The organism is Thiobacter sp. AK1, from assembly GCF_039822265.1.
Lineage (GTDB): Bacteria > Pseudomonadota > Gammaproteobacteria > Burkholderiales > Thiobacteraceae > Thiobacter > Thiobacter aerophilum.
On the sequence record NZ_JBAJEX010000006.1, the window covers coordinates 46,067 to 68,812 of the forward strand.

Consider the following 22,746-nt stretch of genomic DNA (forward strand, 5'->3'; position numbering starts at 1 on the left):
CGTCACCCTTGGCGGCGCCCCCTCAACGGGAAAGGCGCGACTGGTTTTTCGTCTCTTTGATCTTGCTTCTGATTTCTTCCAGTGTGCGGCGCGGCTCCGCCGCGTCCTTGGCCAGGGTGATGGCACGTTCCGCGGCTTCGATGGCTTCCTGCCACCGCTTTTGTTGCGCCAGCGCCCAGGCCAGGTTGTTATAGGCTGCCCAGTCCTGGGGATGATCCGCGGTGGCTTGGCGGAAGGCTGTTTCGGCCTCCTTCCAGTCGCCCAGCAGGGCGGCGGTGTTCCCCAGGCCCATGCGCGCCAGCCGATTGCGCGGCCAGCGTGACAGGGCAGTCGCGTAGGCCGCATGCGCCGCGCGCGTCTTACCTATCCGTTCCAGCGCCACAGCGGCCTCGACATAGGCGTCCTCGCGCGCCGTGGCCGGCAGCCGACTGGGCGGCAGGGCCAGCATGGCCCAGTAGCCGCTGCGAGCCCAGGTGTGCTCGAAGGTGGTAAGCGGCATGACCTCGCGGCGCGAAAGTCCCGAGCGCAGGATGATTTCCTCGCGATCGAGGTCGTAGCCCACCACCACCGCGTAGTGCCACAGGGGCAGCGCGGACAAGCCCAGATTCTGCAAAACGATTACCGGCGTGCCGGCCGCGACCTCGGTGAGCGCATCGCTGAGGGAAGGCGCGAGCGGGTAGGCAAGGAGTCCCTCGCGACGGGTGGCAGCGAGCATCTCCACCTGCAGACTACCCTGACGTTCCGGTACATATAGCCGCGGCGCGAGGGCATCCGGGGTGACTGGATGCCCCGCCGCGGCGAGCGCCATGGCCAGGGATGCCGGCCCGCACTGGTGGGTGTCCTGGGGAAAAAAGGGCACGGCTTCCAGCTCCACCCGGGGCGGCAGCGCGCCCGGGCTGGCCCGCAGACGGGAAAGTTCAGGCGTGCCGGCACAGCCTGCGAGCCACACCAAAAGCATCAGGCCCGCGCAGAGGCGGGCCCGATGGAGGAAGCGGCCGATTGCGCGCAAGATCAGCGCAGGGGGCGGGTGAAGGGGAACACCTTGGTGAAGCCCAGGATGTCGGTGACCAGCAGCACCAGGAAGATGAACACGATCACGCCCAGCACGTCGCCGCCAGCGGGGACTTCGTCCAGCTTGCCGGCAATCTGGGCCACTTCCTCGTCGGTGAGGGCGGCCACACGCTTCTTCGCCTCGGCAACATCCACGCCGCGTGCTTCCAGGCCGGCGCGCACGTCGGCACGCTCCAAAAGCGAAAGGACGCGCTCGCGTTCGCCGTTTGCGCGCGCGAGTTGTTCTGTGCCCACCATGCCGGCCTGGGCGGTCTCTAGGGGCAGGGTGACTGCCAGCATGAGGGCAAGGGCAATGCGGCTGGTGATGCGGAGAAAACGGCTGGACATGACGTGTTCCTTTCTTGGCATGAAATTCAGGAAATTCTAGCCAGGGCCTTCCCTGCCACCCATTACGGCTTGTTCATGTCAGTGGACGTTGCGCAGGCTGTGCAGCAATTGCGCTACCAATTCCGGTTCCAGGTCTAGCCCCAGCTCGTCTCCAGGATTGAGGACGATGCCGAAGCCGGGTTCCATCCGCTCCAGCACCCAGCGAAATTCCGTGAGGATGCCACCACGGAATTCCGGGTAATGCTGCAGGAAGGGTTTGGCGCGCTCGGGGCTGGTGAACAATACGAGCACCGATACGCCCGCCGCCTCATCCCGTACCACCAGCGGCTGGGCACGGGTGGAGCGCTGGATGCCGCCGGGGGCGCTGTCATCCTTCACCGGCATGAACACCTGCGCGTCCACTAGCTGCTTCATGAACACTTCGCTGTCAGTCTGCCCGGTCTGGGCGGCGTACAGGTGGCGTTCCAGATCGTTACGTAAATCCTGCTCATCCATGAAACCTCCTTTTGCTCGCCTTCAGGCGTGGCCGCCCGCGCTGACTTCCGCCAGTAGCTGCGCGCCGCGGGGCGACAGGCACAGATGCACCAGATTCTGCTCGTCGGTGCTAAGCTCCACCAGGCCCGACTGGCGCAGACGCGCCAGCCGCTCGTTGACGAAATCTTTGGCGGGTGGGTTGGCCATCCGCTCGCTCAGGTTGTCATAGATGGAACCGCCCTGGGCCACCGCCCGAAGGATTTCCACGTCAGAGGCGGTGAAACCAGCGCGGAAGAAATCCTCTACGCTGGCGAGGGACACGCTCGCCCGTTCGACGGCGGTCCGGCCGGCGCGCGCCAGCAGGCGGTTGGCAACCGCCTCGAACACGCGCCGCGACAACAGGACGTAGAGCAGACAGAAGCCGGCGAACACGAATACCGCCAGCGGCCGGGTACGGCCGAATTCCAGCAGGTTGCTGGAGGTCATGTTGAGGAACAGGGGCACGGTGAGGGCGGCGACGACGCCCAGCACCACGTATTTCGCCAGCTCCCGGTTACTCGCACCTTCGGCCAGGAAGAAGTTGGCCAGTCCCGCCAGGATGCCGGCGCTCACCATGATGATCAATACCGTCATCATGTAGGGATCGAACAGGGCGGCGGATGGGGTCTCCATGGGGCGCTCCCAGTCAACCCAGCGGCGGCCGCAACCTGGGCGCGAGCGTGTCCACCAGACGGCGCGAGGCGAGCACGAAGATGAGACAGAAGCCCGCGAACACGAACAGGTCGATGGGTCGCGTCCTTGCCATGGCCAGAAGATCGCTGGAAATCATGTTGAGGAAAAGGGGCACCGTGAGCGCCGCCACCACGCCTAGCACGATGTGACGCAGCAAATCCTTCAGCGCGAAGCCTGGTACCCGTTCACTCAGGAAATAATTGGCCACACCGCCCATAAAACCGGTGCACAGCATGATGGCGAAAAGCAGCAGCAGATAGCCGTCCAGGGTGATGCTGCCCGCGGTCATTTGCAGCGAACCCTGCAATTCCATGGTCCTCCTCCTTTTCCGGGTGTATGACGGGGAGAAGCATAGCAACGGCGTGGCGCGTGCGCCATGTGTCAGCCGGCCAACCAGCGCTCCACGAGGCGCACCCAATACGCCGCGCCAATGGGCAGCGCGGCATCGTTGAAGTCGTAGCGGGGGTTGTGCAGGGTGCAGCCACCCTCCCCTGGGCCATTGCCCAGCCAGACATAACAGCCCGGTTTTTCCTGCAGCATGTAGGCGAAATCCTCCGCGCCCATGGACGGCGGCAGATCGGTTTGCACCTGCGCCTGTCCCACCACCTGCGCCGCCACCTCCTGGCAGAAAGCCGCCTCGCGCCGACTGTTGATGGTCGCCGGATAACCGCGCCGGTAGTCCACCTGGGCCTGCATGCCATGGGCCTGGGCGATGCCGCTGGCCACCCGCTCGATAGCCGCTTCCAGTCTTGCCTGCACCTCGGCACGCAGGGTGCGTACCGTTCCACCCAGCACGGCTTGTGCCGGAATCACGTTGTAGGCCTCGCCGGCGTGGAAGCGGGTGACCGATAGCACCGCCGCATCCAGTGGATCGCACTCACGGCTGATCAAGGCCTGCAGGGCCTGCACCAGGGCCGCGCCGGCCAGCACCGGATCGCGTGCCTGCTGGGGCATGGCGGCATGGGCACCGTGGCCGCGCAGCGTGATGTCGAACTGGTCGGCGCCCGCCATCACGGGCCCCATGTGCACCGCGAACTGACCCACGGGCAGCCCGGGCCAGTTGTGCAGCCCGAACACGGCATCCATGGGAAAGCGCGTGAACAGACCATCCTCGATCATGGCGCGGGCACCGCCTTCGCCTTCCTCCGCCGGCTGGAAAATGAAATACACCGTGCCCTCGAACGCGCGCGTGGCGGCTAGGTGTTCCGCGGCTGCCAGCAGCATGGCGGTATGGCCGTCGTGGCCGCAGGCATGCATGCGGCCCGGGTGGCGCGAGCGGTGGGCGAAGGTGTTTTCCTCTTCGATGGGCAGGGCGTCCATGTCGGCACGCAGGCCGATGGCACGGGGCGAGTTGCCTGCCCGCAGGACGCCCACCACGCCGGTGCCTGCGAGCCCCCGGTGTACCTCGATACCGGCCGTGTCCAGCACGCGCGCCACCAGATCGGAGGTTCGGTGCTCCTCAAAGGCGAGTTCCGGATGAGCGTGCAGCTCGTGGCGCAGGGCCACCAGGCGGGGTAGTTGCGACTGGATGCGGGAAGGAATCTGCATGGGTCGACCGTCCTAGGGATCGCGCAACACCGGGCGCATGTCGCTACGCATCAGGCGGTGTGGGCGCGACGGAGCATTATCCCAGATTATCCACTAGACCGGCGTGTGCCCAATGAACGGCACTGCATATGACATCCATCCGACCAGCGCGGGGCCAGGATACGCGGGATCAATCGTGCCCGCGTTCGCCGGGCGCGTATCGCGCCAGTCGGCCGATGTGCGCGGGCGAGCGTACCGCCAGATCGTAGCGGATGCCGGAGCTGATGAGCACCTTACTTCCCAGCTGGCAGCGCGCCTTGCGGTCGCGGCACATGAGCCGGGCGTGGTCGGTGTTCAGGTTGCCGCACACCTCCGGATACACGCAGGAAAGGTGTCGGCAGACGGAGTCGATCTCACGGCTTGCGCAGGCCCTGCGGTGGACGTTGGCGGCGGATTTTTCCGTTTCGCGGGCATAGGCCCGGAAAAGACCATGCGGCCGTGTCGCAGTTCCCACGGGGTGGATGGTAAACTCGGGAAAAACCATTTCGACCCGAATCGACGAGGGAGCCACCATGCAACTGCCCCTGCAAGTCACCTTCCGTGACATTCCCCATTCCGACGCTGTCGAAACTGCGATCCGGGAAAAGGCGCAGAAACTCGACCGCTTCTACGATCGCATCATGGCGCTGCGCGCCGTGGTGGGCACCATCCAACGCCACCATCACCAGGGCAAGCTCTACAACGTCCGCCTGGATATCACCGTTCCTGGTGGCGAGATCGTCATCAATCGCGACAAGGCGGAAGACATCTACGTGGCCATCCGGGATGCCTTCGATGCGGCGCGGCGCAAGCTGGAGGATTTCGCGCGCAAGCAGCGGGGCGAGGTCAAGGCGCACGAGGTGGAAAAACGCGGCCGCATTGCCCGCCTGTTCCCGGAAGAGGGCTACGGCTTCATCGAAAGCGCGAGCGGCGAGGAACTCTACTTCCATCGCTTCAATGTTGTGCACCCGGAATTCGAGCACCTCAAGGTGGGTGACGAGGTGACTTTCCTGGTGGAGACCGCGGACCAAGGCCTACAGGCGAACCGGGTGCACAAGGTGGGTTGATGGGCTTGCGCGCAGGGCGCGTTCGCCCAGCGATGCCCGCGCTTATGCGGCGACGAACTGCATCGCGGGCCGTGCCGACGCATTCAGGATGCGGCGCTGCGCGCCAGGGCTTCCAGGGCTTGCGCGTCCCTCTGGGTCAGGCTTCGTCCCGGCCAGGGGATGAGGGCCGGCACGCGCGCCCGGTAGCGCCGGTAGGCTTCGCCGTAGAGGGCCATGAGCTTGTTTTCTTCCAGCCGGCTGCCGATGAGCAGGTAGAGCGTAATGACCACGGCGGTGGTGAGCCAGGCCGCGTTCATGTTCCGTGTCCAGAGTAAGATCAGCCCCATGGCGTACCAGGGATGGCGCACGTAGCGGTGCAAGGGTGAAATGGTGAAGGCCTCGCGCGCGTCGTCCGGCCCGATGCGGCGGCGCCACTGGGGCAGGCCAAGAAAGGTGGCGCCGTCATACCAGCGCATGCTCCAGGCGAAGCCGACGCCGGCGACGACCAGCGCCGGCCACGCAATCCAGGTTGGCACCTGCCACAGCACGGGGCCATCGAAGCGCCCCGTAAGCCACAAGGGTGGGGCAAGCGCGATCACGGCCACCAGATTGAAAAGCAACCGATAGGCGGAAAGCAGCCGGGGCCAGTGTCTGCCCACCCATTGCTTGCATGCGTGGCTGGCGAGGACGGAATGCAGCGCCCCGTAGGCGAGCCAGGCACCAGCGATGAGGGCGAGTTGGGCAATCAATGCTGCAGCGCTCCGTACAGCCGGGCGTAGAGGCCATCGCGGCGGATGAGTTCCTCGTGGCAGCCCTCCTCGATGATTTGACCATTCTCGAACACCAGAGCGCGGTCGGCCTGTTTCACCGCGGACAGGCGATGGGCGATGATGAGCGTGGTACGCCCACGTAGGAAATCGGCCAGCGCCGCATGTAGGCGCGCTTCGGTTTCGGCGTCCAGGGCCGAGGTCGCTTCGTCCAGGATCACCACCTGGGGATCGGACAGCACCAGCCGCGCGATGGCTAGCCGCTGGCGTTGGCCGCCCGACAGACGTACGCCCTGCCGGCCGACGAGGGTGTCCAGTCCTTTCGGCATGGCGCGCACGGTGTCGGCGAGCTGGGCGATTTCCAGCGCACGCCATAGCTGCGCGTCCGGCAGTTCGCGGCCGAGAGCGAGATTCATGCGTACCGTCTCGTTGAACAGTGCGGGATGCTGCAGCACCGTGCCCACGTGGGAGCGGACCACGTCCAAGCCGATCTCGGTCACCGGCACACCATCGAACTTCACCTCGCCGGACTGGGGCGTATAAAGGCCCAGGATCACCTGCACCAGGGTGGACTTGCCACCCCCGGAAGCGCCCACCAGTGCCACCTTCTCCCCGGGCGCGATGCGCAGGGAAACACCGTTGAGCACGGGGATGTCGCCATAGCTGAAATACACCTGTTCCACCTCCACGCCCACGGTGTGCTTGCCCAGAAAGGGATTTTTTAGGTGTGGATAGACGGGTTCCTCCTTGAGGCGCAACAGCTTGTTCACCCGTGACAGCGCCGCCTTGGCACCGTAGTAGGCGTACTGGATGCCTAGCACCTCCTGCACCGGCCCCATCATGAACCAGAGATAGCCGAACACCGCCATCATCTGGCCGATGGACAGGCCCGAATACAGCACCATCAGCATGGCCAGGGCGCGGAACACGTCGAAGCCGAACAGGAACACCAGAAAGGACAGCCGGCCCGCTGCATCCGACTTCCAAGAAAAGGCGGCGGTATGGGTGCGGATGCCCCGCGCGCGGTCGATTACCTGGGCGATGTAATGACGTTCGCGGTTCATCGCCCGGATCTGATGGATGGCGTCCAAGGTTTCGGTGAGCGACTGCTGGAATACCTCGAACGCCCGGTTCTCTTTCTTCTTGAGCTCCTTCACCCGCTTGCCCAGCACCATCGTGAAATAGATCACCGCTGGGTTGAGCAAGAGGATGAACAGCGCCAGTTTCCAGTGCATCCACAGCAGCACCGCTGCCGTGCCCAGAATGGAAAGCACGGCCACCACGAACTTGGAGATGGAGGCGCCGATGAAGTTATCGACCGCGTCCAGATCCTTCACCAGATGGGACGCCACGGTGCCGCTGCCCAGGGTTTCGTATTCCGAGAGCGCGATGCGCGACAGGCGTAGCAACAGTTGCTCCCGCAGGTGGTATACCACGTCCTTAGCGATGAGCACGAACTGGCGTGCCTGCCAGACGCTAAGCACCAGTGCGGTCAGGCGCAACAGGAGGGTGAGAACGAGTGCGGTGAGGATGTAGAACACCGGTCCGTGCCAGATTGTCGGCGTGACGCGGTCGATCAGGGCCAACATGGGACCGGGCTTGCCCAGCAGCACCTCGTCCACCATGAGGGGCATGAGAAGCGGAATGGGCACGCTGGCGAGCGCCGCCAGGATGGCCACAGCGTGGGCGAGCGCAAGCCCGCGCCGGTGCTCGGCAAGGAGCGCCAGGATGGAAGACCAGGTGAAACCGCTACCGAGCATGTTTCACTGCACCTGGCGCATATTCTCGATCACCACCGGCTGGCGCGGCACATCGCTTGCAAAGGGCCCGCCGGGGCCGGTAGGTCGCTTCGTGATGCGGTCCACGACCTCTTCTCCACGCACGACCCGGCCGAACACCGCGTAGCCCCAGCCGCGCAGGGTGGGCGCGGTATGGTTGAGAAAGTCGTTGTCTCGCACGTTGATGAAGAACTGCGCCGTCGCCGAGTGGGGCTCCATGGTGCGCGCCATGGCGATGGTGTAGCGCTCGTTGCGTAGGCCGTTGTCGGCCTCGTTGGAAATCGGCGCTTCGGTGGGCTTCTCACGAAACCGGGCGTCGAAACCGCCCCCCTGGATCATGAAGCCGTCGATGACCCTGTGGAAAATGGTCCCATCGTAGTGGCCCCGCTTCACATAGCGCAGAAAGTTCTCGACTGTCTTCGGCGCCTTGTCTGGATAGAGTTCGAGGGCGATGGTGCCCAGAGTCGTCTTCATTTCCACCACCGGGTTGGCGGCCCACGCGGCCGCGGAGAAAAGAAAGCCGAACAGGGCGATGAACGAGATCTGGCGCATGACAAAGCTCCTATCGAGAATGACCTTGGTCCGTGACACGTTTTCCAGGGTCACCGCGGAAGCACAGACCCTCACGCATGGCCACGAAATATCCTGAGTCACGGGATGAGCCCGCCGTGATCCCCAGTGAGCGAGGCAAAAGCCCACATCCACCAGCCGGCGCTGGCTTGCGGACGGCGGACCCGGACTGGCGCTTGCGTGGGAATGAAAGCCCACCTGCAAGCGTGCCCGGTACGGGCAGGCGCCTGCCCGCGTCACGACCGCCCGCGCGCCCGCTCCAGCGCCTCGATCTGCTCCAGGATGGATACGAAGCGTTGTCCGAAGCCGGTGAGACGATATTCCACCCGCGGCGGGATTTCCGGGTAGCTCAACTTTTCCAGCACGCCATAGCGCACCAGTTTGCGCAGACGCTCGTTGAGCACCTTGGTGCTGATGCCACCGATGGCCCGCTCGATGGCACCGGGACGGCAGACACCCCGGCGCACGCTGTCCAGCACAGCGAGCGACCATTTGCAGCCCAGCACTTCCTCCATCATGCGTGCCACGCCGGTGCCGGAAAAAAGTTTTTCCTGTTCCATGGCGAAGATGCACCGAAAAGTGACTGCCTTACTCCATGGTAACCGCTTTTTTTTGCGCCGAGATGCTTCCTATGCTCGAAGTGCAGAACGGTCTGCAACCGGAACTCAAGGAGGTACATCATGAGGAAGACGATCCTGTTTGCGATTGTACTGCTTAGCGCGTCGCCGGTGCGTGCGGCCGATCCCGTCCCCTATCCTGAGGGTTATCGGCACTGGCATCACGTCAAGAGCATGGTGATCGAAGCTGGGCATCCGCTTTACGACAGTTTTGGTGGCATCCATCACATCTATGCCAATGACAAGGCCCTGCAGGGCTACCGGAGCGGTCGCTTTGCCGATGGCGCGGTCATTGTGTTCGACCTGCTGGACGCGAAGAGTGAAAACCACGCCATCGTCGAAGGGGCGCGCAAGGTCATCGGCGTGATGCGACGCGACGCCAAACGCTATGCCGCCACCGGTGGCTGGGGCTTCGAAGCTTTCGGGGGCGATAGCCGTGAGCGTGTCGTGGGTGCTCAGGCCGATACCGCCTGTTTCCAGTGCCACGCGGGTCAGAGGGAACGTGCCTACCTGTTCAGCCAGTTGCGGGATCGGTGAGCCGCCGGGCATCCGGCCATGTTGCGCGGGCGTTCCGTTCCCATTGCTAGTGCGTAAGCTGCGCGCAGCGTGTCACCGAGATGCAGCATCTGTTGGGCATCATGGGCACTCCCCTGTGGTGACGGGCCTTTGGCTATGGGCATGCTTGTTGCCCGGGGTTCTCGTCCTGTCAGGAATCCCGGAGCTGCCCATGGCAGAGCTGCCATTCGATGCCCTGGATAGGTGCGTATGCGAGGTGCCCGTCAACTCTTTGGCCGATCAACTGGAACGGCTCGAGGCGCTCGTTGGCCGCAAAGTGTGCCTGCCTTTTGCGGGGGACTGCGAGCAGAGCCCGCAAGCGCTCACATCCTTCGTGTTTTTCCCCGCTGTCCTGGATCGTTGCGATTGGCCCTAAGGTTCCTTAGTCTGAGGCAGATAGGCGTGTTGGGAAAAGCCAGGCGCGGCAGGACGCGGGATGCATGCCGCGACGGCCTCATAACGGCGGGACCCTTCCCCGTTGGAAAACTTTTTGCAAATAAAGCTTGCATCCCACCGCCGCTGCCCCCATACTGCCGCCAGCGAGATGTTCAAGCAGTGTGTTGGCCCGTTGCGCTGTGCCTCATTTTTGTATCCGGTACTCCAGTTCGTCAGCTGTTCCGTCTTGATTCTCGTCAACCGGGCACCCGCCCATTTTCAATTCGCTATAGGAAAATCTAGACATGGCAACTGGTACTGTGAAATGGTTCAACGACGCTAAAGGTTTCGGTTTCATCACCCCGGACGGTGGTGGCGACGATCTGTTCGCCCACTTCTCCGCCATCCAGGGCAGCGGCTTCAAGACCTTGTCCGAAAATCAGAAGGTCACCTTTGACGTGACCGAAGGCCCGAAGGGCAAACAGGCGTCCAACATCCGTCCCCTCTGAGCGGCGGCTGACTGACCGAGAAAAAGCCCGGTTCACCGGGCTTTTTCGTTTTTGTGCGACAAGTCGCCCGGCGCAGGATTTTCGGGCAGGAGCAGAACATGGCAAAAGAGGAATTGATCGAACTGGAGGGCAGCGTCACCGAGGTGCTGCCGGATACCCGCTTCCGCGTGCTGTTGGAAAACGGCGTCGAAGTGGTGGCCTACGCCTCGGGCAAGATGCGCAAGTTCCGCATCCGCATCCTCGAAGGAGACAAAGTCACCGTGGAGATGTCGCCTTATGACCTCACCAAGGCGCGCATCAGCTTCCGCCACAAGGATGAGCGGCCAGCCGCGGTGGCCAGTCGCGCCCCTGCCTACCGGCGGCGCTGATGATCGAGCATCACGGAAGTGCGCCACATCTTTGCCTCGCCCCCGCGAACGCGGGGGATCCAGGAACATGACCATGCGCTATTGCGCATTCCCGCTTTCGCGGCAATGACGGTCCAATGCGCGGCCTGTCACCCACTTTCGTCGGTTGCAACAGGAAGCATGCGTGGCCGTCCACGACTTGGCCCGCACATGGGGCGATCCGCGGTAGAATGGCACCCCTTGCGTCGTGCCAGCCATGAGTCGCGTCATCGACCTCACCCGCGAGTCGTTACACCACATCGTGATCGTCGGTGGCGGCGCGGGTGGGCTTGAGCTTGCCACGCGCCTGGGCGACACCCTGGGCCGGCGCGGCAAGGCCGCCATCACCTTGATCGACCAGGCGCGCACCCATCTGTGGAAGCCGCTGCTCCATGAGGTGGCGGCGGGCAGTCTCAACTCCCACGACGACGAGCTGGAATACCTGGCCCAGGCCAAGTGGCACCACTTCCGCTTCCGGCTCGGGCGCATGGAGGGGCTCGATCGCGCAAAACGGGAAATCTATGTCGCGCCTACCCATGACGACGCGGGCAATGAAATCGTGCCGCGCCGTACCTTCCGTTACGACACCTTGGTGATCGCGGTGGGCAGCGTCACGCATACCTTCGGTACGCCTGGCGCGCGCGAGCATTGCCGGATGCTGGATACCACCGAGCAGGCGGCGCGGTTCCATAAGCATCTCATCAACACCTGCCTGCGCGCGCACACCCAGCCTGGCCCCATCGAACCGGGGCAGCTCACGGTGGCCATCATCGGCGGCGGCGCCACCGGTGTGGAGCTTGCCGCGGAGCTACACGAAACCACGCGTGAGCTGTATGCCTACGGGCTGGACAAGATCGAGCCCGAGAAAAACGTGCGCATTGTCATCATCGAGGCGGCGCACCGTATTCTGCCGGGGCTGCCGGAGCGGCTGTCCGCTGCCGCCGACAAGGAGCTGCGCGAGCTCAAGATCCACATCTTCACGGGCGAACGTGTGGTGGAGGTCAGTGCGGAAGGGGTGCGCACCGCCAGCGGTTTGTTCATTCCCGCACGCACCGTGGTGTGGGCGGCGGGCATCAAGGCACCGGACTTCCTCGCCAATCTGGATGGGCTGGAGGTCAATCATCTCCACCAGCTCAAGGTACTGCCCACGCTGCAAACCACGCGCGACCCCAACATCTTTGCCATGGGCGATTGCGCGTCCTGCCCCCAGCCCGGCTCCAATCAGCCGGTGCCGCCCCGTGCCCAGGCGGCGCACCAGCAGGCCATGTTGCTGGCCAAATCCCTGTCCCGGCGTCTGCAGGGCAAGCCCCTGCCCGAATATGTCTATCGCGACTATGGTTCCCTGGTGGCGCTGGGTCGCTATACCACGGTGGGCAACCTCATGGGTGGGCTCGCCCGTGGCGGCTTGATGATCGAAGGCATGATCGCGCGCTTCGTCTACTGGTCGCTGTACAAGAAGCATCAGATCGCCCTACACGGGGCGTTCCGGGTGGTGCTGTCCACGCTCGCCACTTTTATCAACGCTCCCAACAAGCCGCGGGTGAAGCTGCATTAGGCCCCGAATGTGGCGTGAGGCCGCCATGCTCGGGGTTCATCGCTGTGGCAACGCCACGACGGCTGGCTTGCCTGCGATCCTGAGAGGGATCGCACCTTTGATGGGGCTTGCCGGCGCCAGCGCGATGGCCATGCGCCGCGCTGGGCAGGCGCAGACCCGATCAGGCACACGCGCTCTTATTGAGCATTACGTAAGTCGGTGACACCTTTGTGTCGTCCCCGCGCAAGTGGGGAGCCAGGAACATGGCGAGGAATACCCTGGATTCCCGCTTTCGCGGGAATGACGTTTGACTTACGCAGCCTGTCAACTACTCACGTAACGCTCAATAAAAGAGTACCGGGGCTAGCTGCGCTGGGCGGCCTGGCGGGCGAGCAGCATGTCGCACACCCCGGCCGGCATGGGATCGCCGAATAACTGGCCCTGCATCTGGCGCACGCCCAGTTGCATGAGGTAGCGCGCATCCTCTGCATTCTCCACCCCTTCCACGACGGTTTCCAGGCGCAGCGCCTGGGCCATTTGCACGATGGCTTGGACGATGCGTTGACCGTCTTCGGTGTGCAGGCGTGTGGTGAAGGAGGCGTCCACCTTGAGGCGGCGCACCGGCATCTGGTGCAGCTGGGCCAGGCCTGAATAGCCGGTGCCGAAATCGTCGATGGCCAGCTCGAAGCCGCTGTCGGCGAGTTCCTGCAGCCGGCGCGATTCGTAGGAGACGTCGAGCAGCGCGACGCTCTCCGTGATTTCGAGAATGATGTCCGTAGGAGACAGTCCCTGGTCGGCAATCATGCCGGTGAGGCGTTCCACGAAATTGGGCGCGAAAAGCTGGGCGCGTGAGAGGTTGACCGCGACTTTGACTTCATGGCCTGCCTGGCGCCAGACGCGCAAGCGATCCAGGGCATGTTCGAACACCTGCTCACCCAGTTCATGGATGAGGCCGAGATGTTCGGCCATGGGGATGAACACATCCGGCGGCACCCAGCCGTCGTGGTCGTCGTGCCAGCGGGCGAGTGCCTCGAGGGAGAGAATGCGACCAGTGGATGCGTCCACCACGGGTTGGTAGAAGATTTGCAGTTGGCGTTCCTGGATGGCCTGCGCCAGCCGTGTCTGCAGCAGCACGTTTTCCCGATCGAGCACCGTGCCCTGGATTTCGCGGAAGAACTGCACGTTGTTGCGGCCCATGTTCTTGGCGTGGAACATGGTGTGGTCGGCGAGACTGGTGAGGGTTTCGGCGTCTTCCGCGTCATCGGGATAAACCGCGAAACCGACGGAGAGGGTGAGGCGGGTCTGGATGCCTTCGATGTCGATGGGCTGGCGCGCGGCCTCGCACAGCCGGCGTGCCACCTGGCGAAAATCTTCCTCGTCGCTGGAGTCTCCCAGCAGGACCACGAATTCGTCGCCTCCCCAGCGGGACAGCACGTCGGATTCACGCAACACTGCCGCTAAGCGCCGGCTCAGGGTGAGCAGAACGGTGTCGCCGGCCTTATGGCCCAGGGTGTCGTTGATGTGCTTGAAATGGTCCAGGTCGATGAACCCCAAGGCGAGCTTGCTGCCATTGCGGCTGGCGCGTGCGATACCCTGCTGCAGATGTTCCTCGAACAGGATGCGGTTGGGCAGCTGGGTGAGGGCATCGTGCAGGGCGAGCTGGCGGATGCGCCGTTCCTGCAGATACATGGCAGTGACGTCGCGCAGGATGCCGCGCAGACTAACGACCCTGCCCTCCGGCCCGGGCACTGCGAGCAGACGGCATTCCACCCAGAGTTGCTCGCTGCCGGGACGCAGCATGCGGAAGCGCAAGGTGGCGAGCTTCTTTTCGCCGCTCACTAGGGCGTCGAGCGTGGCGAGCACCTGCTGGTGATCGTCGGCCTGGATGTATTGCAAAAGCGACCCCAGCGAGTGTTCTGCCGCGCCCATGGGGCCACACAGGCGGTGCCAGGCGGCGCTCGCGGCCTGCAGGTTGCCAGCCGGGTCCAGGTCGATGATGGCCTCGTCCAACAGGTTCAGGGTGTCTACCATGATCTTGCGCCGCGCTTCTTCCTCGCGCAGATCGGTGACGTCGCGCAGCAGGGCGACGATGTGGGGTGTATCGCCCTCCTCGCCCGGCAGGCGCTGCATGCGGCCCAGGAATAGACGCGGCCCCGCCGCCGTGTGCAAGGTAAACTCGGCATGGCGGTTTACTCCTCGCAGCACGTCGCGTGCCACCGCCACCAAGGCGCTGGCCATCTCCTCTGGCAGCACATCGCTGAGCAAGCCGCCGGTGGGCCGGGCCGGCAGCAGGGCGCGCACCAGAGGATTCTCGGTCCAGATCTGGTGCACCGTCTGGGCGCCGTCGTATTCCACCACCACGTCCTCGGTCACGCCCACCAACGCCTTCAGGCGCGCCTCGCTGGCCTTGAGGGCGCTCTCCGTCTGGCGCCGCACCAGGGCCAGGGACAGCTCGTTGGCCACCGTGCACAACACTTCCACATCGGTGGCTTCCCAGTGGCGTTCCGGCGCCACGGCAAACAGGCCGAGAAAACCGATCATCTCGCCCTTCACCAACAGGGGAATGCACAGCACGCTGCCGATGCCGGCGGGGGAAAACAGCGCCCGTTCTTCCTCGGCGAATTCGGCCGCCGTGGCGGAGAACACCATGCCCACGCGCAAGCGGTCGCTCAAGTTGGGCACCCGGTCGTAGAACAGCACGCGGAAACCGCCGAAGTTGGCGAGCCAGCTCGTCTCGGCCGCCGACCAGGTGGCCGCCAGGCGCGCGGCAGGACTGCCGTCCGGCGCGGAGGTGTCCAGGAACAGGCAGCAGTGGGAGGCCTCGGTGGTCTCCACCAGCAGGCGCAACACTTCTACCCAGGTTTGTTCGTCGCCGCTTTCGAGAAGCAGCAGGGCGATCTTGGAGAGCGTATCCAGATGCCGGCGCAGGGCCGCAAGCTCCCGGGTCGGTGTGAGCGCGGTACGCAGGCTGCGCGGGCGCTCAGGTATAGCCATGGCGGCTGGCCACGTAGTCGGCGAGGCGCACGAAATCGGCGACCGACAGGTTTTCCGCACGCAGTGTGGGCGGAATGGACAGAGCCGCGAAATCGGCCGCTTCCAGATGAGACCGCAGGGCGTTGCGCAAGGTCTTTCGCCGGGTGGAAAAAGCGGAAGCAACCATAGTAGCAAAAATTCGCTCGTTCCGCGCCGGATGGGGCAGGGGGCGCAGGGGCGCAAGGCGTACGAAACTGGAAGTGACCTTGGGCGGCGGACGGAAGGCTCCGCCCGGCACGTCGAACAGGGGCTTCACGGCGAAACGGTATTGCAGCATCACCGACAGTCGGCCGTAGGCGGGGCTGGAAGGCGTGGCCGCCATGCGCGCTACCACTTCTTTCTGCAGCATGACGTGTAGGTCGCGCAGGGTGTCGCCAAAGGCGGCGAGATGGAACAAAAGCGGCGTGGAGATGTTGTAGGGCAGGTTGCCCACCACGCGTAGGTCTGGGCCTAGGCTGGCGAAGTCGAACCGCAGGGCGTCCCCCTCGTGCACGGTGAGGCGTTCCGCGGGGAAACGCCGGCGCAGGTCGGCGGCCAGATCGCGGTCGATTTCCACCACGTGCAGGTGGTGAACCTTTTCCAGGAGGGGCGCGGTGAGGGCTCCCAGGCCGGGCCCGATTTCCACCAGGGTGTCCTCGGGCCGGGGCGCGATGGCTTCCAGGCAGCGCCGCACGAAGTGGGGATCGTGCAGGAAATTCTGGCCGAAGCGCTTGCGCGGCGTGTGCTGCATGGGGTGGCCCGATCGGCTAGCGCGCATGCAGCGCCATGGCCGCCGCGGTATCGATGGCCACACGCAGGCTGCCGACGTCGATCGCACCCGTGCCGGCGAGGTCGAGGGCGGTGCCGTGGTCCACCGAGGTGCGCACGCAGGGCAGCCCCAGGGTGACATTCACGCCAGCGCCGAAGCTCGCGTATTTGAGCACCGGTAGCCCCTGGTCGTGATACATGGCCAGCACGCAGTCGTGGCTGGCGAGCAAGGGACGACGGAACAGCGTGTCGGCGGGCAACGGCCCGGTGAGGTGCAGCCCTTCGGTGCGCAATGCCTCTAGCACGGGGATGATGACCTCCATCTCCTCGCGGCCGAGATGCCCGGATTCGCCCGCGTGGGGGTTGAGCCCAGCCACCAGGATGCGGGGCGGGCCGTCGGTGAAGTAACGCTTAAGGTCATGGGCGAGTATGCGCAGGGTGGCGGTGAGGCTGTCGCGCGTGATGAGATCGGGGACTGCGCGCAGCGGATGATGGGTGGTGGCGAGTGCTACGCGCATGCCACCACCGGCGAGCATCATCACCACGTGGGGGGCGCGGCTCTTTTCCTGGAGATACTCGGTGTGGCCCTGGAAGCGGATGCCAGCATCGTTGATCACGCCCTTGTGCACGGGCGCGGTGACCAGGCCGGCGAACTCCCCGGCCAGGCAGCCGGCGAGAGCGCGGTCCATTAGCGCCAACACGTAAGGTGCATTGGCGGCATCGAGCTGGCCCGGCACCACCGGTGCGGCCAAGGGGAGATGCAGCACCGACAGCCGCCCGGGCGCGGTGGCTACCGGTTTACCTGGGACGTAGTCTTCTAGCGCGAGGGGAACGCCCAACTGCTGCGCCCGCGCCTTAAGCAGGGTTCGATCGCCCAACACCACGATGGGCTGACTTCGGCTCTCTTGCGCCAGTTTGACACACAGGTCCGGACCAATGCCGGCGGGTTCGCCACTGGTGAGGACGAGGGGGTGCATGAAGCCTTACCGCTCTTCCAGCCGATATTCCACGTAGGCCTGGTCGCGCAGCTGGCGCACGAATTCCTGATAGGCCTCGTCTGCCTTGCGCTCGCGGATTTGTAGCCGCGCCTGAAGCTTACGCCGCTCGTCGGTGACATCTTGGTGGCGCCGCTCCAGCACCTGGATGAGATGCCAGCCAAAGGGCGTTTGCACCGGGTCGCTCAGCCCACCCACGGGGAGGGCGTTCATGGCGCGCTCGAATTCCGGCACGGTGTCACCGGGGGATAGCCAGCCCAGATCGCCTCCCTTGGCGGCGGAAGCATCCTCGGAATTGAGGCGCGCCAGTTCGCCGAAATCGGCGCCGTTCTCGATGCGTTCCTTAAGGGCCAGCAGCCGCCGCTTGGCATCCGCCTCCGAGGTGAGCTCGTTGACCCGGATCAGGATGTGGCGGGCGTGAGTCTGCTCCACCACCAGCGGCGTGTCTTTGCCGCGCTTGTCGTTCAATTTGAGTATGTGAAAGCCGGCGGGACTGCGGATGACCTCGCTCACCTCACCCGGCTTCAAGGCATTCAGCACGGGCAGGAACAGCTCTGGCAGCCGGCTCGCGGGACGCCAGCCCAGGTCGCCGCCATTGAGCGCGTCCGGGGCGTCGGAATAGCTCGCCGCCACTTGGGCGAACGGCGTGCCCTTGCGGATCTCCGCCAGGGCCTGCTCCGCGCGCGCGCGGCGCGCGTTAATGATCTCGGGACCGGCCTGTTCCGGCACACGAATGAGGATGTGGGCGAGGTGGTATTCGGTCTCGCCCTTTTGCTGGCCTTGGGGGCTCGCGAAGAACTGTTCCACTTCGGCATCACTCACCGTGACGCGGTTTTCCGCTTCCCGTTCGCGCAGGCGCGAGAGAATGATCTCGTTGCGGATCTCCTCGCGGAATTTTGCGAAGGGCACTCCATCCTGCTCCACCGCCTGGCGGAATTGGTCGATGCTCATGTTGTTGGCGGCGGCAATCCGCAGTAGCGCGCGGTCGAGCTGCACGTCATCGACTCGGATGCCGGTCTGGCGCGCAAACTGCAGTTGCACCCGCTCGGTGATCATGCGTTCCAGAAGTTGCTTCTCCAGCACTGGCAGCGGGGGGGCCGGCACGTTCTGCGCCTTCATCTGGCGCAGGGCCAAACGCACTCGCTCATTGAGTTCCTGCTGGGTGATGGCCTCGTTGTTGACCACCGCGACGATGCGGTCCACCGGCTGCACCGGGGCACGGGTCTGGGCGGCGGCCGTGCCGGCCACGAGCAGGGCGAACAGGAGGAACAGCCGGAAAGTGCGGGCAGGCATGGGTCAGTAGTCTTCCAGGTTGTAGGTGCCAAGCTGCGGCTCACTGGGCGTGAAGCCGGCGATGCTCTGGCGCAGCAGCGACAGGGGGTTGGAGCCCAGGCTGCTGGCACCGGCCAACTCCAACTGCACGAACAAGGCGTTGGTGGTGTGCTGGGTGGCGGTGGTGAAACGATGGGCCACCAGACGCACCGCCCAGCAGCCTTTGTTGTATTCCACGCCGGCGATGCCTTCCAGCAGACGCCGATCCTGTAGGGAATAGTTCCAGCGCGCCACGCCGTGCCACTGCGCGGCCAGGGGCCACTGGGCGGAAGCATCCAACTGGCGCAGGTCGTTGCGGTTGAAACGGTAGGTGAAGTTGGCCACCTGGCCCGGCTGCGGCGCGTAGCGTAGCGCCAGATTGTAGCGCTGGGTGTGCCGCAGATTGGGGTTGTACTCCCAGGCGCTGTCCAGACTCCAGCCCGGCGCGATGAGCCCACCAAGACTGGCCAGGAAATCCGAGCGCCGGTCCTTGGGAGCGGCGTTGATCAGCGTCACCTGCGGCATGCGGAAGGACAGCCGCTGGCCCAACATGGCGCGCAACCGCTCTTGCCCGGTGATCGGCTCCAGCCAGCGCGAGGTGAGGGCCACGGTCAGCTGGTTGGCGTCGCTTACCCGATCCTGGCCGCTGAAGCGGTTTTCGGAAAAGATCTGGGCGAAATTGAAGTCGGCTTCGGCGGAATCGAAGCTCGGTAGCCGGCTTTGATCTTTGTAAGGCACGTAGAGGTAATACAGCCGCGGCTCCAGGGTCTGGAGCATGTCTTGCCCGAATAAGCCCGCCTGTCGTTCCAACACGAGCCCCGTGTCCAGGCTTAAGATGGGCAGGGTGCGCGTCGCATCGCTGGCATAGGGCCGGACCGTACCGGTGGCATCGGGGAAGGCAAGGGTGGTTTGATCCAGGCTGTAGCGCGTGTAATGCACCCCGGCCTTGGGCGTGAAATAGCCCCAGCTTGCGGCAAGGGGTAGGCTTACGCTGGGATAGATCACGAAGCGCCTTCCGCTCACCAGACCGGTGCTACGGAAATCCGCGTATTCACCCGTGAAGCGCAGATCGGTACCGAGGAAATCCAGCTTGCTGTAAGCCACGTTCACCTGGGGTTGCCGGTTGTAGGGGGCGATGATGGGGGCCAACGGATCCTGCAGCACCTGAAAGCGTTGCACCCGCGCAAGCACACTGAGCCCGCCGACACCATAGGTGAGCAGCCCTTCCCGCGGCAGCAAGTTCTGGGAGGTCTGGGCCACCAGGGTGGAGAGGTCACGGAAATAGTTGTCGTCAGACACCCGCTGCAGGTTGAGCGCACCCGCCAGACCATTGCCGAACTGTTGCTGGTGCTGGACAGAGAGGCGGCTACGGTTGGTGTCCGTGACCCGGTCGTGGGCGAGATATTCCGCCTGCAGGGTTCCCCCGTAGCCAGGCATGAGGTAGCGGAACTCGCCGCCGAGCTGCAAGCCACGCTTCTGCATGAAGCGAGGCGTGAGGGTTGCATCGTAATTGGGAGCGATGTTCCAGTAATAGGGCAGGGTGAGTTCCGCGCCGCTGTTGCCAGTGGTGCCGAAGCTGGGGGCAAGCAGCCCCGACTTGCGCGCGCGGCTCAAGGGGAAGCTGATCCATGGCGTGTAAAGTAGTGGCACGTCCATGAATTCCACACGCGCGTGGCGTGCCACGCCCTCGTTGGCGCTGCGATCGATGTAGAGCTCACCGGCGCGAATGAACCAATCATCCTGACCCGGGCCGCAGGTGGTGTAGCTCGCGTCCGTCAGACGCATGCGATCCTCGCCCAGGAACTCGGCTTTAGCCGCTTCGCCCCGCGCGTGTTCCTGGGCGAGCATGTAGCGGGGCGCCGTCATGTGACCAGTCTGGGTTTCCAGATGGAGGCTGAGCTCGGGGCCTCGCGCCAGCGCGTTGTCGGTTTGCACCCGCACGTTGCCCCGCGCCGACACCGTGTCGCTGGGCAGGTCGTAGGTCATGCGATCGGCGTTCACCGTGATGCCCAGCTTGCGCACCTCCACGTCGCCTTCTGCTTCCACCTCCCGATCTTGATGGCCGCGGATCTCCCTGGCCCGCACGAACACTGGCGTGGGGCCCTCGGCCGGCGGTCGCGCCCGAGGCAGTTCCGGGGTCAACGCCAGCGGCAGCGGCTCACTCGGCGGCGCCAAAACGGCACCGCTTTCGCTCGAGGGGGCTGCGGGCACAGGGGTTTGACGGCCGGGGGCTTGGTCTGACGGTGTGACGGGTGGGGCAACCGGCGCGCTTGGGCGTGTCGGCGCCGAAACCGGCTCGCCAGGGCGCGGCGCTTGCTGCTCGGCGGACGCTCCGGGCAGCGCGGGTAGACCGAGTAGGCGTGGATCCACCTTGAGCGGAGGAAGCTCTGTGGCCCCATGGGCCAGGGGTGCCGCCAGACAAAACAAGACACAGACGGCAGGCCGCGACGGGAGTGGAGGCATTATCGGAGGGTGGTCGGAATAAGGTGCTAAAATCGCACAAAAGCTCAGTTTTTTCAATTGGAAACGCAATTGGAACGCTTGCTCGATCTCGATTGGTGGCTATCCCAGGTGTTCGCCGGGGAACATTTTCTCATCCTGCCCGCCTCCTCGGATGCGAGCTTTCGACGCTATTACCGCATCGATCTGGACGGGCAGACCTACATCGTCATGGACGCGCCGCCCCAGCACGAGGAGCTGGGACCGTTCATCCACGTCGCGGCGCTGTTTGCCGAGGCGGGGGTGAACGTGCCCAAGATCCTCGCCGAGAACCGAGAGCTGGGTTTTTTGCTGCTCACCGATCTGGGTCAGGACACCTACCTGGACCGGCTCGAGGAAGCCACGGCCGACGCCCTCTACCGCGACGCCAACGAGGCGCTCATCAAAATCCAGCTCGCCAGCCGCCCCGGGGAACTACCGGACTATGACGAAGCGCTGCTTTTGCGAGAGATGCGCTTGTTCTCCGAGTGGTACGTCCCCCGCCAACTGGGTGTGACCCTGAGTCCCCAGCAGCAATCCGTCCTGGAGGCGAGCTTCCAGCTCATCCTGCGGCGGGTGCTGGCCCAGCCGCGGGTGTACGTGCACCGCGACTACCACTCACGTAACCTGATGGTGTGTGACCCCAATCCGGGCATCCTGGACTTTCAGGACGCGGTGTACGGGCCCATCACTTACGATTTGGTGTCGCTTTACAAGGATGCTTACATCGCCTGGGACGAGGAACAAATCCTCGACTGGGTGATCCGCTACTGGGAACGCGCCCGTCGAGAAGGATTGCCGGTGGCCACCGATTTTGGCGAGTTCTATCGGGATTTCGAATGGATGGGCGTGCAACGCCACCTCAAGGTGCTGGGCATCTTCGCACGCCTGTGGCATCGGGATGGCAAAGAGGCTTACCTCGAGAGCGTGCCGCTGGTGCTCAACTACTTGCGCCGCACCTGCGAGCGCTACGGCGAGCTTGGCCCCTTACTCCAGCTGCTGGACGAACTCCACGGCAGCCAGCCTCAGGTCGGCTACACCTTCTGACCCTGCAGGCGGCTTGAGCGTGGCTCTTAGCGGCGTGTTGCAGGGGCTTGTGGCAGCGGCTTTAGCCGCGATCATCGCATTCGGACAAGCACCGAGAAGCGCCCAATGAAGGCCATGATTCTTGCCGCCGGGCGGGGCGAGCGCATGCGGCCGCTCACGGACCACACCCCCAAGCCGTTGCTGGCGGTGGGGGGCAAGCCCCTCATCGTCTGGCATATCGAGAATCTGGCGCGGGCCGGTTTCACCGAGTTGGTGATTAACCACGCCCACTTGGGCGAACGAATCGAAGCGGCACTGGGCGATGGACGGCGCTGGGGCGTGACCATCCGCTATTCCGCCGAGGGCGAGCCCCTGGAGACGGCCGGCGGGATCGCCAAGGCGCTGCCCCTGCTGGGAGACGGACCTTTCCTGGTGGTGAACGGTGACATCCATACCTATTACGACTTTGCGCGGGCGCGCGCCGTCGCCGCGGCCATGGCTGAGGACCCCGCTTACGTGGCTCACCTGGTGCTCACCGACAATCCCCCCCATCATGCCCAAGGCGACTTCGCCCTGGTGGAAGGCTTTTGTCGGCTGGAGGGGGCGCGGCTCACCTATGCCGGCATCGGCGTCTATCGCCCGGAACGCTTCGGTCACATTCTGCCGGGCACCCGGGCCGCCCTGGGGCCGCTCATCAGGGCGTGGATTGCGGGGGGTGGCGTGCGTGGCGAGCACTTGCGTGCCCGCTGGGTGGACGTGGGCACCCCGGACCGGCTCGCGGCCCTCGACCGCGCGCTGCGTCTGTGTCACAAAGGGGGCCCTGATTGAAGCCGGCGACTGTGGCAGAAG

At 64.7% G+C, this 22,746-nt stretch carries 24 protein-coding genes; 8 read left to right on the forward strand and 16 right to left on the reverse strand.

The window, feature by feature from the left end:
* Positions 1 to 22 precede the first annotated feature (22 nt).
* The 7 genes from V6E02_RS08535 to V6E02_RS08565 form a co-directional block, all read right to left on the reverse strand.
* Positions 23 to 958: a PA2778 family cysteine peptidase gene (locus tag V6E02_RS08535; protein ID WP_347308368.1), complete on the reverse strand. Its 936-nt coding sequence runs from the start codon at positions 956 to 958 to the stop codon at positions 23 to 25.
* A gap of 53 nt (positions 959 to 1,011) precedes the next feature.
* Positions 1,012 to 1,398 carry a PA2779 family protein gene (locus tag V6E02_RS08540; protein WP_347308369.1) on the reverse strand — a complete coding sequence of 129 codons (387 nt, stop codon included), beginning with the start codon at positions 1,396 to 1,398 and terminating at the stop codon, positions 1,012 to 1,014.
* A gap of 78 nt (positions 1,399 to 1,476) precedes the next feature.
* Positions 1,477 to 1,893 (reverse strand): SseB family protein, encoded by a 417-nt coding sequence (locus V6E02_RS08545; RefSeq protein WP_347308370.1) that lies wholly within the window; start codon positions 1,891 to 1,893, stop codon positions 1,477 to 1,479.
* A 21-nt stretch (positions 1,894 to 1,914) separates the two neighbouring features.
* Entirely contained in the window at positions 1,915 to 2,544 is a 630-nt protein-coding gene (locus V6E02_RS08550; protein ID WP_347308371.1) for a YEATS-associated helix-containing protein, read from the reverse strand.
* Positions 2,545 to 2,557: 13 nt separating this feature from the next.
* Entirely contained in the window at positions 2,558 to 2,917 is a 360-nt protein-coding gene (locus tag V6E02_RS08555) for a YEATS-associated helix-containing protein (protein ID WP_347308372.1), read from the reverse strand.
* A gap of 68 nt (positions 2,918 to 2,985) precedes the next feature.
* Positions 2,986 to 4,152: a M20 aminoacylase family protein gene (locus V6E02_RS08560; RefSeq protein ID WP_347308373.1), complete on the reverse strand. Its 1,167-nt coding sequence runs from the start codon at positions 4,150 to 4,152 to the stop codon at positions 2,986 to 2,988.
* 169 nt (positions 4,153 to 4,321) lie between these two features.
* Positions 4,322 to 4,705, reverse strand: coding sequence for a hypothetical protein (locus tag V6E02_RS08565; protein WP_347308374.1), 384 nt, complete (start codon positions 4,703 to 4,705; stop codon positions 4,322 to 4,324).
* Here V6E02_RS08565 and V6E02_RS08570 point away from each other — a divergent pair.
* A complete protein-coding gene (locus tag V6E02_RS08570; protein WP_347308375.1) occupies positions 4,704 to 5,237 on the forward strand; it encodes an HPF/RaiA family ribosome-associated protein in 534 nt (177 codons plus the stop codon). The two genes, V6E02_RS08565 and V6E02_RS08570, sit on opposite strands and share 2 nt — an antisense overlap.
* Positions 5,238 to 5,320: 83 nt before the next feature.
* On the opposite strand, the gene V6E02_RS08575 is transcribed toward V6E02_RS08570, so the two are convergent.
* The 4 genes from V6E02_RS08575 to V6E02_RS08590 form a co-directional block, all read right to left on the reverse strand.
* The gene (locus V6E02_RS08575) at positions 5,321 to 5,965 is read right to left on the reverse strand and encodes a methyltransferase family protein (protein WP_347308376.1); all 645 of its coding nucleotides are present in this window, start codon (positions 5,963 to 5,965) and stop codon (positions 5,321 to 5,323) included.
* Positions 5,962 to 7,743, reverse strand: a complete 1,782-nt coding sequence (locus tag V6E02_RS08580) for an ABC transporter ATP-binding protein (protein ID WP_347308377.1) — start codon at positions 7,741 to 7,743, stop codon at positions 5,962 to 5,964. The genes V6E02_RS08575 and V6E02_RS08580 overlap by 4 nt, the downstream gene beginning before the upstream one ends.
* Positions 7,744 to 7,746: 3 nt before the next feature.
* Positions 7,747 to 8,244: a peptidylprolyl isomerase gene (locus tag V6E02_RS08585; RefSeq protein WP_347308483.1), complete on the reverse strand. Its 498-nt coding sequence runs from the start codon at positions 8,242 to 8,244 to the stop codon at positions 7,747 to 7,749.
* Positions 8,245 to 8,567: 323 nt separating this feature from the next.
* Entirely contained in the window at positions 8,568 to 8,891 is a 324-nt protein-coding gene (locus V6E02_RS08590) for a winged helix-turn-helix transcriptional regulator (RefSeq protein ID WP_347308378.1), read from the reverse strand.
* Positions 8,892 to 9,011: 120 nt separating this feature from the next.
* Here V6E02_RS08590 and V6E02_RS08595 point away from each other — a divergent pair, with 120 nt between their 5' ends.
* The 5 genes from V6E02_RS08595 to V6E02_RS08615 all read left to right on the forward strand — a co-directional run bounded on the left by V6E02_RS08595 (position 9,012) and on the right by V6E02_RS08615 (position 12,328).
* Positions 9,012 to 9,485, forward strand: coding sequence for a cytochrome P460 family protein (locus V6E02_RS08595; RefSeq protein ID WP_347308379.1), 474 nt, complete (start codon positions 9,012 to 9,014; stop codon positions 9,483 to 9,485).
* Positions 9,486 to 9,675: 190 nt separating this feature from the next.
* Positions 9,676 to 9,879 carry a hypothetical protein gene (locus V6E02_RS08600; protein WP_347308380.1) on the forward strand — a complete coding sequence of 68 codons (204 nt, stop codon included), beginning with the start codon at positions 9,676 to 9,678 and terminating at the stop codon, positions 9,877 to 9,879.
* A 304-nt stretch (positions 9,880 to 10,183) separates the two neighbouring features.
* The gene (locus V6E02_RS08605) at positions 10,184 to 10,387 is read left to right on the forward strand and encodes a cold-shock protein (protein WP_347308381.1); all 204 of its coding nucleotides are present in this window, start codon (positions 10,184 to 10,186) and stop codon (positions 10,385 to 10,387) included.
* 98 nt (positions 10,388 to 10,485) lie between these two features.
* Positions 10,486 to 10,755, forward strand: coding sequence for a translation initiation factor IF-1 (gene infA, locus V6E02_RS08610; RefSeq protein WP_347308382.1), 270 nt, complete (start codon positions 10,486 to 10,488; stop codon positions 10,753 to 10,755).
* A gap of 235 nt (positions 10,756 to 10,990) precedes the next feature.
* The gene (locus V6E02_RS08615; protein WP_347308383.1) at positions 10,991 to 12,328 is read left to right on the forward strand and encodes an NAD(P)/FAD-dependent oxidoreductase; all 1,338 of its coding nucleotides are present in this window, start codon (positions 10,991 to 10,993) and stop codon (positions 12,326 to 12,328) included.
* Positions 12,329 to 12,670: 342 nt separating this feature from the next.
* Here V6E02_RS08615 and V6E02_RS08620 read toward each other — a convergent pair whose 3' ends face one another.
* Genes V6E02_RS08620 through V6E02_RS08640 form a run of 5 tightly spaced genes read right to left on the reverse strand, consistent with a single transcriptional unit; the run spans position 12,671 to position 20,604 of the window.
* On the reverse strand, positions 12,671 to 15,301 hold the full coding sequence (locus V6E02_RS08620; RefSeq protein ID WP_347308384.1) for a sensor domain-containing phosphodiesterase: 2,631 nt from the start codon (positions 15,299 to 15,301) through the stop codon (positions 12,671 to 12,673).
* Positions 15,288 to 16,097, reverse strand: a complete 810-nt coding sequence (rsmA, locus tag V6E02_RS08625; protein WP_430626791.1) for a 16S rRNA (adenine(1518)-N(6)/adenine(1519)-N(6))-dimethyltransferase RsmA — start codon at positions 16,095 to 16,097, stop codon at positions 15,288 to 15,290. Before rsmA ends, V6E02_RS08620 begins: the two co-directional genes overlap by 14 nt.
* A complete protein-coding gene (gene pdxA, locus V6E02_RS08630) occupies positions 16,087 to 17,064 on the reverse strand; it encodes a 4-hydroxythreonine-4-phosphate dehydrogenase PdxA (protein WP_347308386.1) in 978 nt (325 codons plus the stop codon). The genes rsmA and pdxA overlap by 11 nt, the downstream gene beginning before the upstream one ends.
* A gap of 6 nt (positions 17,065 to 17,070) precedes the next feature.
* On the reverse strand, positions 17,071 to 18,375 hold the full coding sequence (locus V6E02_RS08635; RefSeq protein ID WP_347308387.1) for a peptidylprolyl isomerase: 1,305 nt from the start codon (positions 18,373 to 18,375) through the stop codon (positions 17,071 to 17,073).
* Positions 18,376 to 18,378: 3 nt separating this feature from the next.
* Positions 18,379 to 20,604, reverse strand: coding sequence for an LPS-assembly protein LptD (locus V6E02_RS08640; RefSeq protein WP_347308388.1), 2,226 nt, complete (start codon positions 20,602 to 20,604; stop codon positions 18,379 to 18,381).
* Between the two features lie 330 nt (positions 20,605 to 20,934).
* Here V6E02_RS08640 and V6E02_RS08645 point away from each other — a divergent pair, with 330 nt between their 5' ends.
* Positions 20,935 to 21,918 carry an aminoglycoside phosphotransferase family protein gene (locus tag V6E02_RS08645; protein ID WP_347308484.1) on the forward strand — a complete coding sequence of 328 codons (984 nt, stop codon included), beginning with the start codon at positions 20,935 to 20,937 and terminating at the stop codon, positions 21,916 to 21,918.
* A 105-nt stretch (positions 21,919 to 22,023) separates the two neighbouring features.
* The gene (gene murU, locus V6E02_RS08650) at positions 22,024 to 22,725 is read left to right on the forward strand and encodes an N-acetylmuramate alpha-1-phosphate uridylyltransferase MurU (protein ID WP_347308389.1); all 702 of its coding nucleotides are present in this window, start codon (positions 22,024 to 22,026) and stop codon (positions 22,723 to 22,725) included.
* Positions 22,726 to 22,746: the final 21 nt, after the last annotated feature.

Excerpts from the sequence above, each read along its gene's own strand:
- V6E02_RS08535 (WP_347308368.1), bottom strand. The coding sequence starts at position 958 with ATGCTTTTGGTGTGGCTCGCAGGCTGTGCCGGCACGCCTGAACTTTCC.
- V6E02_RS08540 (WP_347308369.1), bottom strand. The coding sequence starts at position 1,398 with ATGTCCAGCCGTTTTCTCCGCATCACCAGCCGCATTGCCCTTGCCCTC.
- V6E02_RS08545 (WP_347308370.1), bottom strand. The coding sequence starts at position 1,893 with ATGGATGAGCAGGATTTACGTAACGATCTGGAACGCCACCTGTACGCC.
- V6E02_RS08550 (WP_347308371.1), bottom strand. The coding sequence starts at position 2,544 with ATGGAGACCCCATCCGCCGCCCTGTTCGATCCCTACATGATGACGGTA.
- V6E02_RS08555 (WP_347308372.1), bottom strand. The coding sequence starts at position 2,917 with ATGGAATTGCAGGGTTCGCTGCAAATGACCGCGGGCAGCATCACCCTG.
- V6E02_RS08560 (WP_347308373.1), bottom strand. The coding sequence starts at position 4,152 with ATGCAGATTCCTTCCCGCATCCAGTCGCAACTACCCCGCCTGGTGGCC.
- V6E02_RS08570 (WP_347308375.1), top strand. The coding sequence starts at position 4,704 with ATGCAACTGCCCCTGCAAGTCACCTTCCGTGACATTCCCCATTCCGAC.
- V6E02_RS08565 (WP_347308374.1), bottom strand. The coding sequence starts at position 4,705 with ATGGTGGCTCCCTCGTCGATTCGGGTCGAAATGGTTTTTCCCGAGTTT.
- V6E02_RS08580 (WP_347308377.1), bottom strand. The coding sequence starts at position 7,743 with ATGCTCGGTAGCGGTTTCACCTGGTCTTCCATCCTGGCGCTCCTTGCC.
- V6E02_RS08590 (WP_347308378.1), bottom strand. The coding sequence starts at position 8,891 with ATGGAACAGGAAAAACTTTTTTCCGGCACCGGCGTGGCACGCATGATG.
- V6E02_RS08595 (WP_347308379.1), top strand. The coding sequence starts at position 9,012 with ATGAGGAAGACGATCCTGTTTGCGATTGTACTGCTTAGCGCGTCGCCG.
- V6E02_RS08600 (WP_347308380.1), top strand. The coding sequence starts at position 9,676 with ATGGCAGAGCTGCCATTCGATGCCCTGGATAGGTGCGTATGCGAGGTG.
- V6E02_RS08605 (WP_347308381.1), top strand. The coding sequence starts at position 10,184 with ATGGCAACTGGTACTGTGAAATGGTTCAACGACGCTAAAGGTTTCGGT.
- infA (WP_347308382.1), top strand. The coding sequence starts at position 10,486 with ATGGCAAAAGAGGAATTGATCGAACTGGAGGGCAGCGTCACCGAGGTG.
- V6E02_RS08615 (WP_347308383.1), top strand. The coding sequence starts at position 10,991 with ATGAGTCGCGTCATCGACCTCACCCGCGAGTCGTTACACCACATCGTG.
- V6E02_RS08620 (WP_347308384.1), bottom strand. The coding sequence starts at position 15,301 with ATGGCTATACCTGAGCGCCCGCGCAGCCTGCGTACCGCGCTCACACCG.
- rsmA (WP_430626791.1), bottom strand. The coding sequence starts at position 16,097 with ATGCGCGCTAGCCGATCGGGCCACCCCATGCAGCACACGCCGCGCAAG.
- pdxA (WP_347308386.1), bottom strand. The coding sequence starts at position 17,064 with ATGCACCCCCTCGTCCTCACCAGTGGCGAACCCGCCGGCATTGGTCCG.
- V6E02_RS08635 (WP_347308387.1), bottom strand. The coding sequence starts at position 18,375 with ATGCCTGCCCGCACTTTCCGGCTGTTCCTCCTGTTCGCCCTGCTCGTG.
- murU (WP_347308389.1), top strand. The coding sequence starts at position 22,024 with ATGAAGGCCATGATTCTTGCCGCCGGGCGGGGCGAGCGCATGCGGCCG.